Source organism: Mesorhizobium sp. M0011 (assembly GCF_040324155.1).
Taxonomy (GTDB): Bacteria; Pseudomonadota; Alphaproteobacteria; order Rhizobiales; family Rhizobiaceae; genus Mesorhizobium.
This window is the reverse complement of sequence record NZ_JAMYVQ010000003.1, coordinates 84,895-98,664: the sequence shown is the minus strand read 5'-3', so window position 1 is coordinate 98,664 and position 13,770 is coordinate 84,895. Positions and strand designations below refer to the sequence as shown.

The window sequence follows — 13,770 nt, the reverse complement described above, 5'->3', positions numbered from 1 at the left end:
AGACTAGGCGAATTTCACCAGCAGCAGGCTGAAGCAGCCGATGAACAGGAAGGCCGAGAAGGCGAGCGCCAAGGGGCGCAGGCCGCGTGAGCGCAACTGCGAGATGTCGGCCTGCAGGCCCATGGCGGCCAGCCCCATGGTCAGCATGATGGTGGTGGCGAGCGCCATTGCCGATTTCACCTCGGCCGGCACGGTGACGAGGCTGTTCAGCGCCACGATGGCGACGAAGGCGGCGACGAACCACGGCATGGGCGGCCGCGCCGCCACCTCACTGCTGCTCCTGCGGCGCGCCATCAGGCCGAGCGCGACGACCATCGGCGCCAGCATGGCGACGCGGGTCAGCTTGGCGACGGTGGCGATCTCGCCGGACTGGGTGCCGTTCTGGAAGCCGGCGCCGATGACTTGCGCCACTTCATGGATCGAGGCGCCTGCCCACAGGCCGAAAGCGTGCTGGTCGAGGCCGAGCATGGGCGCCATGAGCGGGAAGCCGAGCATGGCGACGGTGCCGAACAAGGTGATCGAGGCGACGGCGTAGGTGACGTCCTCGTCGCGCGCATCGGTGACGATGTTGGTGGCGACGATAGCCGAGGCGCCGCAGATCGAGGTGCCGGCGGCGATCAGCTGCGCCAGCTTGGCGTCGACGCCGATCAGCCGACCGAGCGTGATGGTGAAAACGAAGGTGGCACCAAGCGTGGCCGCGACAATGCCGACGCCGCCGGCGCCGATCGAGACGACTTGGCCGAGCGTCAGCTGGAAGCCGAGCAGCACGATGGCGAAGCGCAACAGGCGCTTTTGCGAGAATGCGATACCGGCTTTGGCGTGCACCGGTGTGCCGAGCACGTTGGAGTGGATCATGCCGGCAACGACGGCCAGGATCATCGGGCTGAACAAGGCGACGCCGGAGACATTGCGGGCCGAGAAGGCAACAGCCGTGATCATCGTGACAAGGACGACGCCGGGGACGATGCCATTCCAGTTGAGGGATTTCCGCCTTGGTGTCAGATCAGCAGGAAAAGCGCTTTTCGGAATATCGTTCGCGAAGTGGGAAACGGAAGACAATGCAATGCTCCAGGCGAGTACGCGGGGAGAATGTCATTCCTCAAATAATCTTTCCAACGAATTATTTTCGTCATAATGATCGGTTTTTACGAACGATCGGTGGGGCATTGGCTGTGCGTCATCTTCTGGCCGACCTGGATTAAAGCTGCGCTTCGATCGCCGCCTTGTCGATCACCGACCAGACGTTCCTGATTGTGTCGTCGAGGAATTCATAGAAGACGTTCTCACTGAAGGAGATCTTCCGGCCGTTGATGGGCAGGCCGAAGAAGGTTCCCTTCGGCGTGCAGTTGAACTGGAGCCGGCTGGCTATGAACGGCGGTTCGGCGATTTGCAGTTGGATGTCGAAATAGAGGTCTGGGATCTCCCGAAAATCGCGCTCCAGCATTTCGCGGTACCCCGCCAGCCTGACGCGGTCGCCATTGTAGTGGACCTCGTCATGGACGAAGCGATGCAGATTTTGCCAATCCTGATTGTTGAGGCAGGCGATGTAGCCTCGATAGAGGTCGGTAACGGTCACGGCGATGGCTCCGGTGCTTGGTCTGGGTCGAGCAAAAAGATAGAACGACTGCGGGTGCAGTCCAGATGCGACATCGCCTGCCGGCGCGCCGCCTAGAACATGCCGCGGTCGTTGCTCCGCTGGTCGTCGTCCACCAGATGCGGCTGATAGATTCCCGTCCGCGCCGTCCGTCGCCAAGGCCGGGCCGGGTCCGCCGGATTTGTGTGGATATCGGCGACGGCGATGGAGGGTGTTCCATTGGCCGGGCATTGCGCCGCCACCGGCCGCCGGGGGCAACGATTCCCGAAGGCGCGGTCAGGCTGTGTTGCGCGGGGAGGGAGAAACTGGCCCAGTAATTGTTGCTTGCCGCGCGTCCCTGCATCTCGACGGCGGCGGCGGTGATTGTCGGATGCGTCCTCCAGAAAATCGATGCTGTCCGCGAACAGCGATGCCGATCCGATCCAGACGGCTACGGCAAACTCGATCCCGAAATAGGCCAGGTTCAGGATGGCAACCATCCGCACCCTTGTTCAGCGTTCCGGTCATATTTTGTCCATCGATCAATTGCCGTTTATCGCAAGGCCCGCAGCGATTCAGTGCGGAGCGGCAGACTGATTGCGCGACGACAAAGACCGGCAGGATAGATCCGGTTCGTTCGTTTCCAGCCCCGCCCGCGACACCGCCGGCGGGGTTTTTCATATCTGGAGCACTTTGATGACCAACAATTCTTCTATCCGGCTTCGGCCGGCCGAGCCCGCTGACGCCGCCGCGATCCGGGATATCGTTCGCGCCGCCTATGCCAAATGGGTGCCGGTGATCGGCCGCGAGCCGCTGCCTATGCGCGCCGACTACGACAAGGCTGTTGCCGAGGATCCGTTCGATCTCGCCGTCGAGGATGGCGGCATTGTCGGGATGATTGAAACCATCCTGGCCGCAGATCACCTCTGGATCGAGAATGTCTGCGTGGCACCGGATGCGCAGGGGAGAGGGATTGGCCGGCTGTTGCTGGAGCTGGCCGAGCGCAAGGCAATCGAAGCAGGACGTGCCGAGCTTCGCCTGCTGACCAATGGCGCCTTCGAGGCGAATGTGTCGCTCTACAAGAGGCAGGGCTATGTCATCGATCGGGAAGAGCCGTTCATGGGCGGCATGACGGTCTATATGAGCAAGAGGCTCGCGGGATTACCGGCAATCTGACGAAGGAGTTCGATAATGGCTGCCAGGGTCAGGCTTAAGCAACTCCTAGGGCTTTACGCGGTTTCCCGGCTGGAGGCGGGCGAGATCATTCCCGGTTGGGCGGACGGGCCAGGCTTCGTCAGCATCACAAGGACTGACGACGAGCTTTCGATCGTTTGCTTGCAGGACCGCGTGCCGCATGCCGTCAAGCAGGATATCGACTGGGTGGCCTTCAAACTCGAGGGCCCGTTTGCCTTCGATGAAACCGGTATCGTGCTGTCGGTTATCAGGCCGTTGTCGGAAAACGGGTTGGGCATCTTCCTGGTGTCCACTTTCGATGGTGACCATCTGTTGGTGAAAGCGACGGATCAGGCCGCCGCGAGGCGGTTTCTGGTCGAGGCCGGGCATATCTTGCTGTAGTCCATCCCCACCACTACTCGCTGGCCCAACCGCTCTGGCTCAATCACTGCCGCACTGGCTCAACGACTTCGGGGGTTGCGTTTGACAGCGGCGTTTGTGCATCGTTATCTCCAGCCAGATATGACGGCCCGGCGCGGCCATGCGGCCAAGGAGAAAACCATGTCACACAATCTGCAATTCTATATCGAAGGCGCGTGGGTCGATCCTGTTGTGCCCAATACATTGGACGTCATCGATCCCTCGAATGAGGACGCCTTTGCGCAGATTTCGCTCGGCTCCAAGGCCGATGTCGACAAGGCGGTGGCTGCCGCCAAGCGCGCCTTCAACAGCTTTGGTTTTACAGAGGTTGGTGAGCGGCTCGACCTGCTGAACCGCATCATCGCGGTCTACAAGAAGCGCAGTGGCGATCTTGCCGTCGCTGTGTCACGCGAGATGGGCGCGCCGCGCCAGATGGCGTTGGACAGCCAGGTCGGCATTGGGCTGGCGCATCTGACCAAAATGGCCGAGACGCTGAAGACTTTCGAATTCCGCCACGTCAAGGGCAACCATCTGGTGGTCAAGGAGCCGATCGGCGTCGTCGGGCTGATCACGCCGTGGAACTGGCCGCTCAACCAGATCACCTGCAAGGTCGGTCCGGCGCTGGCCGCCGGCTGCACGATGGTGCTGAAGCCCTCCGAGATCGCGCCGCTCGACGCCATCATCTTCGCCGAAATCCTGGACGAGGCCGGCGTGCCGAAGGGCGTCTTCAACCTCGTCAATGGCGACGGTCCCGGCGTCGGCCAGGCGCTGTCCAGCCATCCCGACATCGACATGATGTCGTTCACCGGTTCAACCCGTGCCGGTATCCTGGTGGCCAAGGCCGCCGCCGACACCGTCAAGCGCGTGCACCAGGAGCTTGGCGGCAAGTCTGCCAACATCCTGTTCGGGGATGTCGACCTCGCAAGCGCCGTCAGCAAGGGCGTCGCCGGCTGCTTCAGCAACAGTGGCCAGTCCTGCAACGCACCGACGCGCATGTTCGTGCCGCGCGACCGCCATGACGAGGCGGCCGGCTATGCCAAGGCGGCCGCGGAAAAGTTCACCGTCGGCCCCGCCGACGCAGCCGGCACCAAGCTCGGCCCGGTCGTCAGCCAGGTCCAGTTCGACAAGATCCAGGACCTGATCCAGGCAGGCATCGACGAGGGTGCGACGCTGGTTGCCGGCGGCCCCGGCCGTCCGGCCGAACTCAACCGCGGCTATTATGTCAGGCCGACGGTGTTCGCCGACGTCACCCACGACATGCGCATCGCGCGCGAGGAGATCTTTGGGCCGGTGCTGGCGATCATGCCCTACGACAGCGTCGACGAGGTGGTCGAGACCGCCAACGCCACCGTCTATGGCCTTGCCTCCTACATCCAGGCCAAGGACATGAAGAAGGCGCGCGAAGTCGCGGCGCGCATGCGCACCGGCAATGTCTACATCAACTATCCCCAGTGGGACGCCGGCCTGCCGTTCGGTGGCTACAAGCAGTCGGGCAATGGCCGCGAATATGCCGAATACGGGCTCGAGGATTTCCTCGAGATCAAATGCATCGCGGGCTATGAGGCGGCGGAATAGGCACGTCACAGTGTGATGCAATGAAGGGCGCGCCCTGCGGTGTGGGCCGCGCCCTTTTCATTTGCAGCCAAGCCTTGCCACTTCCCGCACTCTTGCCAATTGGCAAACTCATGCTATATATCTGCCAATCAGCAAGGCGAGCGTAATGCAGCTTCAGTCCATAATCACCACGCCGGCCACGTTCGGAGCCGCTATCTCGGATGAAGAAGCGGGCGCTCTGGCGCGCACCACGGTCAATCTGTTCAAGGCCTGGAACCTCACCGACCTGGAGGCCTGCATCCTGCTCGGCGGCATGTCGGCGCGGACCTGGGCGCGTTGGAAGACTGGGGCGAAGGAAGGCGGCGTCGGCAGGATCGACCGCGATCTGCGCACCCGCATGGCGCATCTGATGGGCATCCACAAGGGCCTGCGCTATCTGTTCACGGAGCCGGCGCGCGGCTACGCCTGGATCCGCAAGCCCAATGCCACCTTCGGCGGCCAGTCGGCGCTCGACCTGATGTTGCGCGGCGAAATCTCCGATCTCTCGGCGATGCGCGAATGGCTCGATGCGGAGCGTGGTGCATGGTGAGTGGGCTTGCGGTCCGGCGCGGCGTCCATTGGCACCAGACGTTCCGCATCATCCGCTCTATCCACCCGCCGATCGACCTGTTCGAGGACATTGCCGATCCGCGCGACTGGGAGGCGCTTGCTGCCGTCGAGGCGAAGACAAACCCGCGCATAAGGTTCGAGATCGGCGATCTCGGCAAGGTTTCGGCCGCAAGGCGGGTTTCCGGCCCCGGCGCCAGCTTCGTGATGGCGCCTTTCGTGCACTGTTCGACGCTGCGGCCAGGCCGCTTCTCGGATGGCAGCTACGGCATCTACTATGCCGGCGACAGCGAGGACGTCGCGCTCGCCGAGACCATCCACCACCATCAGAAATTCATGCGTGCCACCAATGAGGGGCCGGGCTGGACGGCTGACTTTCGTGTGCTGATCGGCGGCGTCGACCGCGACCTTGATGATGTCAACGCCGTGCCCGGCGTGCTCGACCCGGACGACTATTCCGCCTCGCAGGCGGAAGGGCGGGCGCTGCGGGCAGCAGGCAGCGACGGGCTGGTGTGGAACAGCGTGCGCATGCCGGGCGGCGGCTGCATCGGCATCTTCTGGCCCGATGTCATTACCATTCCAGTGCAGGGTCGCCACTACAGCTACCACTGGGACGGCGCCCGTGTGGACTTCGTGCGCCAGCACGATACGGGAAAGGTGCTGGCCGTCACATCATAGCGGCGGAAAGGCTTTACAGATGGCGGGGAAGTCGATATGCAGGTATCCATAAATCCAAGGATTCAGATATATGGATAAGAAGGACACTTTGAACGCGCTGGCCGCACTTGGCCAGGAGACGCGGCTGGATGTCTTCCGGCTGCTCGTGCGTGCCGGCCCGGAAGGCATTCCGGCGGGCGAGATCGCAACGAGGCTCGACACGGTCCAGAACACCATGTCGGCGCATCTGAAGGTGCTCGCCCATGCCGGGCTGGTTCGCCCCGAACGCGAGGGAAGGATCGTGCGCTACGTCGCCGACATGACCGGCTTGCGCGACCTGCTGGCGTATCTGATGGAAGATTGCTGCAACGGCGCGCCGGAACTGTGTCAGCCAGTTATCCAGGCCGTGACCTGCAAATGTTGAGAGAGGAAGCCATGGGTGATCAAATCTATAATGTCTTGTTTCTCTGCACGGGGAATTCGGCCCGATCGATCCTCGCAGAAGCAATCCTGAACCGTGTCGGGGCCGGCAAGTTCAAGGCATTTTCAGCTGGATCGCAGCCGAAGGGTGAGGTTCATCCTTTCGCGCTCCAGCTTTTGAAGACCTTGAACTACGACACGTCTTTTGCTCGCTCGAAGAGCTGGGAAGAATTCGCGGCTCCCGGCGCGCCGGAGATGAACTTCGTCTTCACCGTCTGTGACAACGCCGCCAATGAATCCTGCCCGATCTGGCCGGGCCAGCCCATGACGGCACATTGGGGCATTCCCGATCCCGCTGCCATGGAAGGCACCGACGCCGAAAAACATCTCGCCTTCGCCGAAGCCTACCGCATGCTTAACAACCGCGTCTCGATCTTCGTCAGCCTGCCCATGAACATGGTCGACAAGCTCGCACTACAGAAGCGCCTGGACGAGATCGGCCGCAACCTGCCGAAGGCCGGCTGAACCAAGGACCCCATCATGACCGATCACGCTCTGAACGCGGACAATGCGGCGCGGCCCGGCATCGGCTTCGTCGAAAAATATCTAACCGTATGGGTGGCGCTATGCATCGTCGCAGGCATCACGCTTGGCCACCTATTGCCGGGCGTGTTCGGCGCCATCGCGTCGGCCGAGATCGCCAGGGTCAACATTCCTGTCGCCGTGCTGATCTGGCTGATGATCGTGCCGATGCTTTTGCGCGTCGATTTCGCCTCGCTGGCCAGGGTCGGTACCTACTGGCGCGGCATCGGCGTGACGCTGTTCATCAATTGGGCGGTGAAGCCGTTCTCGATGGCGCTGCTGGGCTGGCTCTTCATCGGCTGGCTGTTCCGGCCGTGGCTGCCGGCCGCGCAGATCGATTCCTACATAGCCGGGCTGATCATCCTTGCCGCGGCGCCCTGCACGGCGATGGTGTTCGTCTGGTCGAACCTGACGCGCGGCGAGCCGAATTTCACGCTGTCGCAGGTGGCGCTCAACGATGCGATCATGATCGTCGCTTTCGCGCCCATCGTCGGCCTGCTGCTCGGCCTGTCGGCGATCACCGTGCCATGGGGCACGCTGATGCTGTCGGTCGCACTCTACATCGTCGCGCCGGTGATCGTCGCGCAGGTGGTTCGTGGCCGGCTGCTGGTAGCGAGGGGACAGGCCGGGCTCGATGCCCTGCTTGCCACGCTGCAGCCCTTGTCGCTGATTGCCTTGCTGGCGACGCTGGTGCTGCTGTTCGGCTTCCAGGGCGAGCAGATCATCGCACAGCCGTTGGTGATCGTGCTGCTGGCGGTGCCGATCCTGATCCAGGTCTATTTCAACTCCGGTCTTGCCTATCTGCTTAACCGCCTCAGCGGCGAACGGCACTGCGTGGCTGGACCATCGGCGCTGATCGGCGCGTCGAACTTCTTCGAGCTGGCGGTGGCCGCAGCGATCGCGCTGTTCGGGCTGAATTCCGGCGCGGCCCTTGCCACCGTGGTCGGCGTTCTCATCGAGGTTCCGGTTATGCTCTCGGTGGTGTGGATCGTGAACCGCAGCAAGGGTTGGTACGAAGAGGGCGGCGCCGTGCGCAACACCATGTCCAACGAGAGGGCAGCACAATGACCGTCACCATCTACCACAATCCTGACTGCGGCACGTCGCGAAACACGCTGGCCATCATCCGGCAGTCGGGCGAGGAGCCGGAGGTGATCGAGTATCTGAAGACACCGCCGTCGCGTGAGAGGCTGGTCGAACTGATCGCCGGGATGGGCAAGAAACCACGCGACTTGCTGCGCGAAAAGGGCACGCCTTACGCGGAACTCGACCTGGGCAATCCCAAGTGGACCGACGACGAGATCCTTGATTTCATGATGGCGCATCCGATCCTGATCAATCGGCCGATCGTGGTCACGCGTCTCGGCGTCGTTCTCGCGCGACCTTCGGAAGCGGTTCTCGACATCCTGCCCAACCCCAATATCGGGCCGTTCGTTAAGGAGGACGGCGAAGTCGTCGTCGACACCGAGGACAAGCGCATTGGCTGAGCAGAACCACGTTGCCGATGACGCGCTGCCGAACGTCGACGAAGAGCAGTTTCGACCAATCGATATGCAGGTTCTGCTGGACACGCCCAGGTCCATTCACAAGCCCCGCGTGCTGATGCTCTACGGATCGCTGCGGGAGCGGTCCTATTCCCGCCTCGTCACCGAGGAGGCCGCGCGGATCCTTCGCCGTTTCGGCGCCGAGGTTCGCATCTTCAATCCTTCGGGCCTGCCGCTGCCGGATTCGACGTCCGCCGACCATCCCAAGGTCGGGGAATTGCGGGACCTGTCCATCTGGTCGGAGGCCCAGGTATGGTGCTCTCCGGAACGGCACGGTTCCATGACGGGGGTGATGAAGGCGCAGATTGACTGGCTGCCGCTGTCGATGGGCGGAGTACGACCGACGCAGGGCAGGACGCTCGCCGTCATGCAGGTCTCCGGCGGCTCCCAGAGTTTTAACGCCGTCAACCAGCTCCGCATCCTTGGCCGCTGGATGCGAATGGTCACCATCCCCAACCAATCGCCGGTCGCCAAGGCTTTCGCCGAGTTCGACGAAGCCGGCCGCATGAAGCCGTCATCGTATTACAACCGGATCGTCGACGTGATGGAGGAGCTGATGAAGTTCACCCTGCTCCTGCGCGACCGCTCCAACTACCTGACGGACCGCTATTCCGAGCGGGTCGAGAGTGCGGAAGAGGTCGCCAAGCGGGTCAACCAGCGGTCGATCTGACGCTATTTCGACAATAGTCGAATTATTATTGACCTTGGTTCATAGGTCGGATATGGTTATTTCCATGAAACTCGAAAAAGCAGCCGCCCAGCTTGAAGCGCTCGGCAATCCGACGCGGCTTCAGCTCTATCGCATCCTGGTGCGCGCCGGTGAGGACGGGCTTGCCGTCGGCAGCGTCCAGGGCAAGCTCGACATTCCGTCATCGACGCTGTCGCATCACCTCAAACGGCTGGTCGACACCGGGCTTGTCACGCAGGAGCGGCAAGCGACGACGCTGATCTGCCGCGCCAACTATCCCGGCATGAATGCGCTGATCGGCTATCTCGCCGACGAGTGCTGCGCCGACGCCGTCTGCGCGCCCGCCGTCGGCAAAGCGCTGGCTTGATTTTTTTGCACTTATAATTCGAACATACCGGAAGGATCGAACCTATGGACATGATGACAAACCTTCCCGTCGCGGTGATCGGCGCCGGCCCGGTCGGGCTGGCAGCCGCGGCGCATCTGGTCGAGCGCGGCATTCGTCCGCTGATCCTGGAGCGCGGCGAAAGCGTGGGTGCGGCGCTGCTCGATTGGGGCCATGTGCGGGTGTTTTCGCCATGGAAATACAACATCGATGCGGCGGCGCGGGCGCTGCTCGACCGCTCCGGCTGGACGGCGCCGGACAGCCAGGGCCTGCCGACCGGCGGCGAGATCGTGCGCGATTATCTGGCGCCGCTTGGCCGGCTTCCCGCGATGGCCGCCAATTTGAAGCTCGGCGCCGAGGTCACCGCGATCACCCGTCAGGGACACGACAAGGTCGCCAATGATGGCCGCAAGGACGCGCCCTTCGTCATCCGCTATCGCGATGCCGGCGGCGAACACCGCGTTCTCGCGCGCGCCGTCATCGACGCGTCCGGAACATGGTGGCAGCCAAATCCGATCGGCGTCGACGGGCTGCCGGTTTCCGGCGAAGGCGAGGCATCGGCACGCATCGCCTATGGCATTCCCGACGTGCTCGGCAAGGCGAGAGAAGACTATGCGGGCAAGCGCATCCTGGTCATAGGCGGCGGGCACTCGGCCATCAACGTCGCGCTGGCGCTGATGGAGCTGCAGGATGCGGCGCCTGACACCGAAATCTTCTGGGCGCTGCGCCACGCCAGCATCGAGAGATTGCTCGGCGGCGGGCTGAACGACCAGTTGCCGGAACGCGGCGCGCTTGGATTGGCGGCCAGGCAGGCGATGGCGGATGGCAGGCTGAACATGCTGGCGCCCTTCGCCGTCAACGGCATCAAGACGCAGGGCGAGGGGCTTGTTGTCGATGCCAACCTAGGTGGCAAGCCGTTCAACCTGGCCATCGACCGCATCGTCGTCACCACCGGCTTCAGGCCAGACCTGTCGTTCCTGAGCGAAATCCGCATCGCGCTTGATCCCGCCGTCGAGGCGCCGCCGGCACTGGCGCCGCTGATCGATCCAAACTTCCACTCATGCGGCACGGTTCCCGCGCATGGCATTGCAGAGCTCGCCCATCCCGAACCGGGCTTCACCATCGTCGGCTCGAAATCCTACGGCCGTGCCCCGACCTTCCTGATGGCGACCGGCTACGAGCAGGTCCGCTCGGTGGTGGCCGATATTGCCGGAGACCATGCCGCGGCCCGCGAGGTGCGGCTGGTGCTGCCGGAGACCGGCGTGTGCAGCGCCGTCGGTGTCGTGACGGTAGCGGCAAGCGCCGGCTGCTGTGGCGGGCCCGCGCCCGCCGCTGTAGATGCCTGCTGCGTCAGGGATGCGGACGCCAAGGCCACGGGCGCATCGGGTTGCGGCTGCGCAACCGCGCTGGCCACCGAGACGCGAGAGAATATGGCGGCCGGCGCCGATGCCTGAACGATCCGTCCTGCGCAAGGCGATCTGTGCGCTTGGGCTGACCCAGATCATCGGCTACGGCACGCTCTATTACAGCTTCTCGATCTTGGCGCCGGCAATGGCTGGGGAGTTCGGGCTCGGGGAAGGTTGGGTATTCGGCGCGCTGTCGGCCTCGCTGTTTGCCGGCAGCCTGTTCGCGCCGACTTCCGGGCGGTGGGCCGACCGCTTCGGCGCCGGCCGCATCATGACCGTCGGCTCGGTGGCGGCAGCCGTGGCGCTGGCGCTGTGCGCCGTCGCGCCCGACCGCGTGAGCTTCGTTGTGGCCTTGCTGGCGATGGAACTGGCCTCCAGCTTCGTTCTCTACAGCGCCGCCTTCGTTGCGATCGTGCAGATCGGGGTTCCCCGACCGCAGCGCAGCATCACCCATCTGACGCTTATCGCCGGGTTCGCCTCGACCCTGTTCTGGCCGCTGACTTCGGCGCTGCATGCGCATCTGACATGGCGCGAGGTCTATCTTTTGTTCGCCGCTCTCAATCTCAGCCTATGCCTGCCGATCCACGCGTGGCTGATGCGCCTGTCGCGCCGCCATGCAACAGTCATGCCGGAAGAGCGCGGGTCCGCCCCCGATGAAGCGGGCACGCGGCTCGATGCGCGGCGCGGCCGGACCGCCTTCCTGCTCATGCTGGCGGGGTTCGCCACCGAGGGCTTCGTGCTGTCGGCGATCCTCATCCACATGGTGCCGCTGACGGCGGCGCTGGGGCTCGGAACCGCAGGCCTCTTCGTCTCGACCCTGTTCGGGCCGGCGCAGGTCGCCAGCCGGTTGATCAACATGCTGTTTGGCGGCCGCCTGCAGCAGACGCACCTTGCCGTCGTCGCCGCATCGCTGATCACAGCAGGGCTGTGCGCACTGCTCCTGACGACGCCATGGCTGCCAGGCGCTTTCCTGTTCGTGTTGCTGTTCGGCCTCGGTTCCGGCCTCACCAGCATCGTCGGCGGCACCTTGCCGCTCGAACTCTTCGGCCGCGAGGGCTATGGTGCGCGGCTCGGATGGGCGAGCGCTGCCCGTCAGTTCACCTCGGCCTTCGCGCCGTTCGCGCTCGCCTTCATGATGGCGCGGACATCCGTCGCCAATTCGCTGTGGGTGCTGGTGGTCGTCGCCGCGAGCGGCGTGATCGCCTTCCTCGCCATCGTGCTGCTCAGACGGCGGGGCGGCCTGCCAGCGTTCGTGACCCATCTCGCGTGACTTGGCACCTGGCGCCGATCATGATGGTCTGCAAAAGGGTCCGGAACGCTGAGAGTGGGGATCGACCGCAATCCCTTTTGCATCTACCGCAGTGTACTGCCGACGGAAACCTGGCTCTTAAGGAGCGCCGGGAAGACCGGCTCAACATCCAATGCGTCGCGGGGTTCCCGCTACCCGCGGTCACAGTGAACCAGGTGGAATCTTATGCAGAATGATTTTGTATTCAAGACCGGGTCAGCAAAACGAACGTTGGGATGGTTGGTCTGTCTGGGTGCCGCGGGCGCATTGGCAGCCATGATCTATGGTATTTTCACGCATCCCGAAGCGCAGACCCCGGCCGAGCTTTGGTCCGGAGTGGTCATCGGTGTTTTCCTTGTCGGTCTCATGGTGGCCGGGATTGCTGTCCAATACGCACGTTGGAGCATCGAAGGCGAAAACATCATCTACCGTCGTCTCTTCAGAAACAAAACGATCCCACTCTCCGAGTTGGCAGGCTTTGGACAAGTCATTGTCGTTGTCGTCGTCATTCCTTTCGTCCATGTGGATCTTTACGATCGCGAACTGAAGCTCATCGCGCGGCTTCCGGTAAGTCTCAAGGATTGGCCTGAAGCGGAAGCACGGCTTGCAGCGCGTTTGCGCTATGTCGTCAATGACGGAAGCCCCGCATTGCCCAAACGGAGGTTCGTCGATACACCGAAAAAGAAGCATGTCTTATAAGGCGTGACATCAATGCCTGAGAATCTTGCTCAGGAAAGCGCGGCTGCGGTCGGTCTTGGGGTGTGAAAAGAACTCGTCCGGCGTGCCGCTTTCGACGATGGCGCCGGCGTCCATGAACACCACGCGCTGGGCGACCTTGCGGGCAAAGCCCATCTCGTGCGTCACCACCATCATGGTCATGCCTTCCTCGGCGACCGCCACCATGACGTCGAGCACTTCGGAAATCATCTCGGGATCGAGCGCCGAGGTCGGCTCGTCGAACAGCATGATCTTGGGCCGCATGCCGAGGCAACGCGCGATCGCCACGCGCTGCTGCTGGCCGCCGGAGAGCTGTGCGGGATAGGCATTGACCTTGTCGGCGAGGCCAACCTTGGCCAACAATTCACGGCCTGCTTTTTCAGCCTCGGCACGCGGGATCTTGCGGACATGGATGGGGGCTAGCGTGACGTTCTCGAGTGCCGTCTTATGCGGGTAGAGGTTGAACGACTGGAAGACGAAGCCGATCTCGGTGCGCAGCTGCGTCATGTTGGTGGCGGGGTCGCCCAGGCGTTGGCCGTCGACGACGAGGTCGCCGTTCTTGATCGCCTCCAGGCCGTTGACGCAGCGGATCAGAGTGCTTTTGCCCGAGCCGCTCGGGCCGCAGACGACGACCACTTCGCGCGGCTCGACGCTGAGCGTGATGTCCTTGAGCACGTTGAGCGAGCCGAACCATTTGTTGACGCCGCGAAAGTCGATCATACCGGTCTTGGCAAGGCCCGTTGTGGTCATGTTTTCT

Annotated in this window: 17 protein-coding genes and 1 pseudogene; 14 read left to right on the top strand and 4 right to left on the bottom strand. The window is 63.2% G+C overall.

Annotation, left to right across the window (positions count from 1 at the left end):
• Positions 1-3: 3 nt before the first annotated feature.
• From NKK51_RS04470 to NKK51_RS04460, 3 genes and pseudogenes are all read right to left on the bottom strand, one after another.
• On the bottom strand, positions 4-1,059 hold the full coding sequence (locus tag NKK51_RS04470) for a YeiH family protein (protein WP_023809336.1): 1,056 nt from the start codon (positions 1,057-1,059) through the stop codon (positions 4-6).
• A 139-nt stretch (positions 1,060-1,198) separates the two neighbouring features.
• Positions 1,199-1,576 (bottom strand): ester cyclase, encoded by a 378-nt coding sequence (locus NKK51_RS04465; protein ID WP_023809335.1) that lies wholly within the window; start codon positions 1,574-1,576, stop codon positions 1,199-1,201.
• 380 nt (positions 1,577-1,956) lie between these two features.
• Positions 1,957-2,073, bottom strand: a pseudogene (locus tag NKK51_RS04460) (cation transporter); the annotation flags it as partial.
• Between the two features lie 196 nt (positions 2,074-2,269).
• Here NKK51_RS04460 and NKK51_RS04455 point away from each other — a divergent pair.
• The 14 genes from NKK51_RS04455 to NKK51_RS04390 all read left to right on the top strand — a co-directional run bounded on the left by NKK51_RS04455 (position 2,270) and on the right by NKK51_RS04390 (position 12,995).
• Entirely contained in the window at positions 2,270-2,749 is a 480-nt protein-coding gene (locus NKK51_RS04455) for a GNAT family N-acetyltransferase (protein WP_352551446.1), read from the top strand.
• A gap of 15 nt (positions 2,750-2,764) precedes the next feature.
• Positions 2,765-3,148, top strand: coding sequence for an ACT domain-containing protein (locus NKK51_RS04450; protein ID WP_023809332.1), 384 nt, complete (start codon positions 2,765-2,767; stop codon positions 3,146-3,148).
• A 159-nt stretch (positions 3,149-3,307) separates the two neighbouring features.
• Positions 3,308-4,741 (top strand): aldehyde dehydrogenase family protein, encoded by a 1,434-nt coding sequence (locus tag NKK51_RS04445; RefSeq protein ID WP_352551444.1) that lies wholly within the window; start codon positions 3,308-3,310, stop codon positions 4,739-4,741.
• A gap of 145 nt (positions 4,742-4,886) precedes the next feature.
• Positions 4,887-5,309 carry an antitoxin Xre/MbcA/ParS toxin-binding domain-containing protein gene (locus tag NKK51_RS04440; protein ID WP_352551442.1) on the top strand — a complete coding sequence of 141 codons (423 nt, stop codon included), beginning with the start codon at positions 4,887-4,889 and terminating at the stop codon, positions 5,307-5,309.
• Positions 5,303-6,004: an RES family NAD+ phosphorylase gene (locus tag NKK51_RS04435; RefSeq protein WP_352551441.1), complete on the top strand. Its 702-nt coding sequence runs from the start codon at positions 5,303-5,305 to the stop codon at positions 6,002-6,004. Before NKK51_RS04440 ends, NKK51_RS04435 begins: the two co-directional genes overlap by 7 nt.
• A 70-nt stretch (positions 6,005-6,074) precedes the next feature.
• Positions 6,075-6,407 carry an ArsR/SmtB family transcription factor gene (locus NKK51_RS04430; RefSeq protein ID WP_352551439.1) on the top strand — a complete coding sequence of 111 codons (333 nt, stop codon included), beginning with the start codon at positions 6,075-6,077 and terminating at the stop codon, positions 6,405-6,407.
• 11 nt (positions 6,408-6,418) lie between these two features.
• Positions 6,419-6,928, top strand: a complete 510-nt coding sequence (locus tag NKK51_RS04425; protein ID WP_352551437.1) for an arsenate reductase ArsC — start codon at positions 6,419-6,421, stop codon at positions 6,926-6,928.
• 15 nt (positions 6,929-6,943) lie between these two features.
• Positions 6,944-8,053 carry an ACR3 family arsenite efflux transporter gene (gene arsB / locus NKK51_RS04420; RefSeq protein ID WP_502902442.1) on the top strand — a complete coding sequence of 370 codons (1,110 nt, stop codon included), beginning with the start codon at positions 6,944-6,946 and terminating at the stop codon, positions 8,051-8,053.
• Positions 8,050-8,472 carry an arsenate reductase (glutaredoxin) gene (gene arsC, locus NKK51_RS04415; RefSeq protein WP_352551435.1) on the top strand — a complete coding sequence of 141 codons (423 nt, stop codon included), beginning with the start codon at positions 8,050-8,052 and terminating at the stop codon, positions 8,470-8,472. Before arsB ends, arsC begins: the two co-directional genes overlap by 4 nt.
• Positions 8,465-9,199, top strand: coding sequence for an arsenical resistance protein ArsH (arsH, locus tag NKK51_RS04410; protein ID WP_352551432.1), 735 nt, complete (start codon positions 8,465-8,467; stop codon positions 9,197-9,199). The genes arsC and arsH overlap by 8 nt, the downstream gene beginning before the upstream one ends.
• Positions 9,200-9,263: 64 nt before the next feature.
• The gene (locus tag NKK51_RS04405) at positions 9,264-9,584 is read left to right on the top strand and encodes an ArsR/SmtB family transcription factor (protein ID WP_352551431.1); all 321 of its coding nucleotides are present in this window, start codon (positions 9,264-9,266) and stop codon (positions 9,582-9,584) included.
• Positions 9,585-9,628: 44 nt separating this feature from the next.
• A complete protein-coding gene (locus NKK51_RS04400; RefSeq protein WP_352551429.1) occupies positions 9,629-11,056 on the top strand; it encodes an NAD(P)-binding domain-containing protein in 1,428 nt (475 codons plus the stop codon).
• Positions 11,049-12,278: an arsenite efflux MFS transporter ArsK gene (gene arsK, locus NKK51_RS04395; RefSeq protein WP_352551427.1), complete on the top strand. Its 1,230-nt coding sequence runs from the start codon at positions 11,049-11,051 to the stop codon at positions 12,276-12,278. The genes NKK51_RS04400 and arsK overlap by 8 nt, the downstream gene beginning before the upstream one ends.
• 204 nt (positions 12,279-12,482) lie before the next feature.
• On the top strand, positions 12,483-12,995 hold the full coding sequence (locus NKK51_RS04390; protein ID WP_352551425.1) for a hypothetical protein: 513 nt from the start codon (positions 12,483-12,485) through the stop codon (positions 12,993-12,995).
• A gap of 9 nt (positions 12,996-13,004) precedes the next feature.
• Here NKK51_RS04390 and NKK51_RS04385 read toward each other — a convergent pair whose 3' ends face one another.
• A complete protein-coding gene (locus tag NKK51_RS04385) occupies positions 13,005-13,763 on the bottom strand; it encodes an amino acid ABC transporter ATP-binding protein (RefSeq protein ID WP_023813258.1) in 759 nt (252 codons plus the stop codon).
• Between the last annotated feature and the right edge of the window lie 7 nt (positions 13,764-13,770).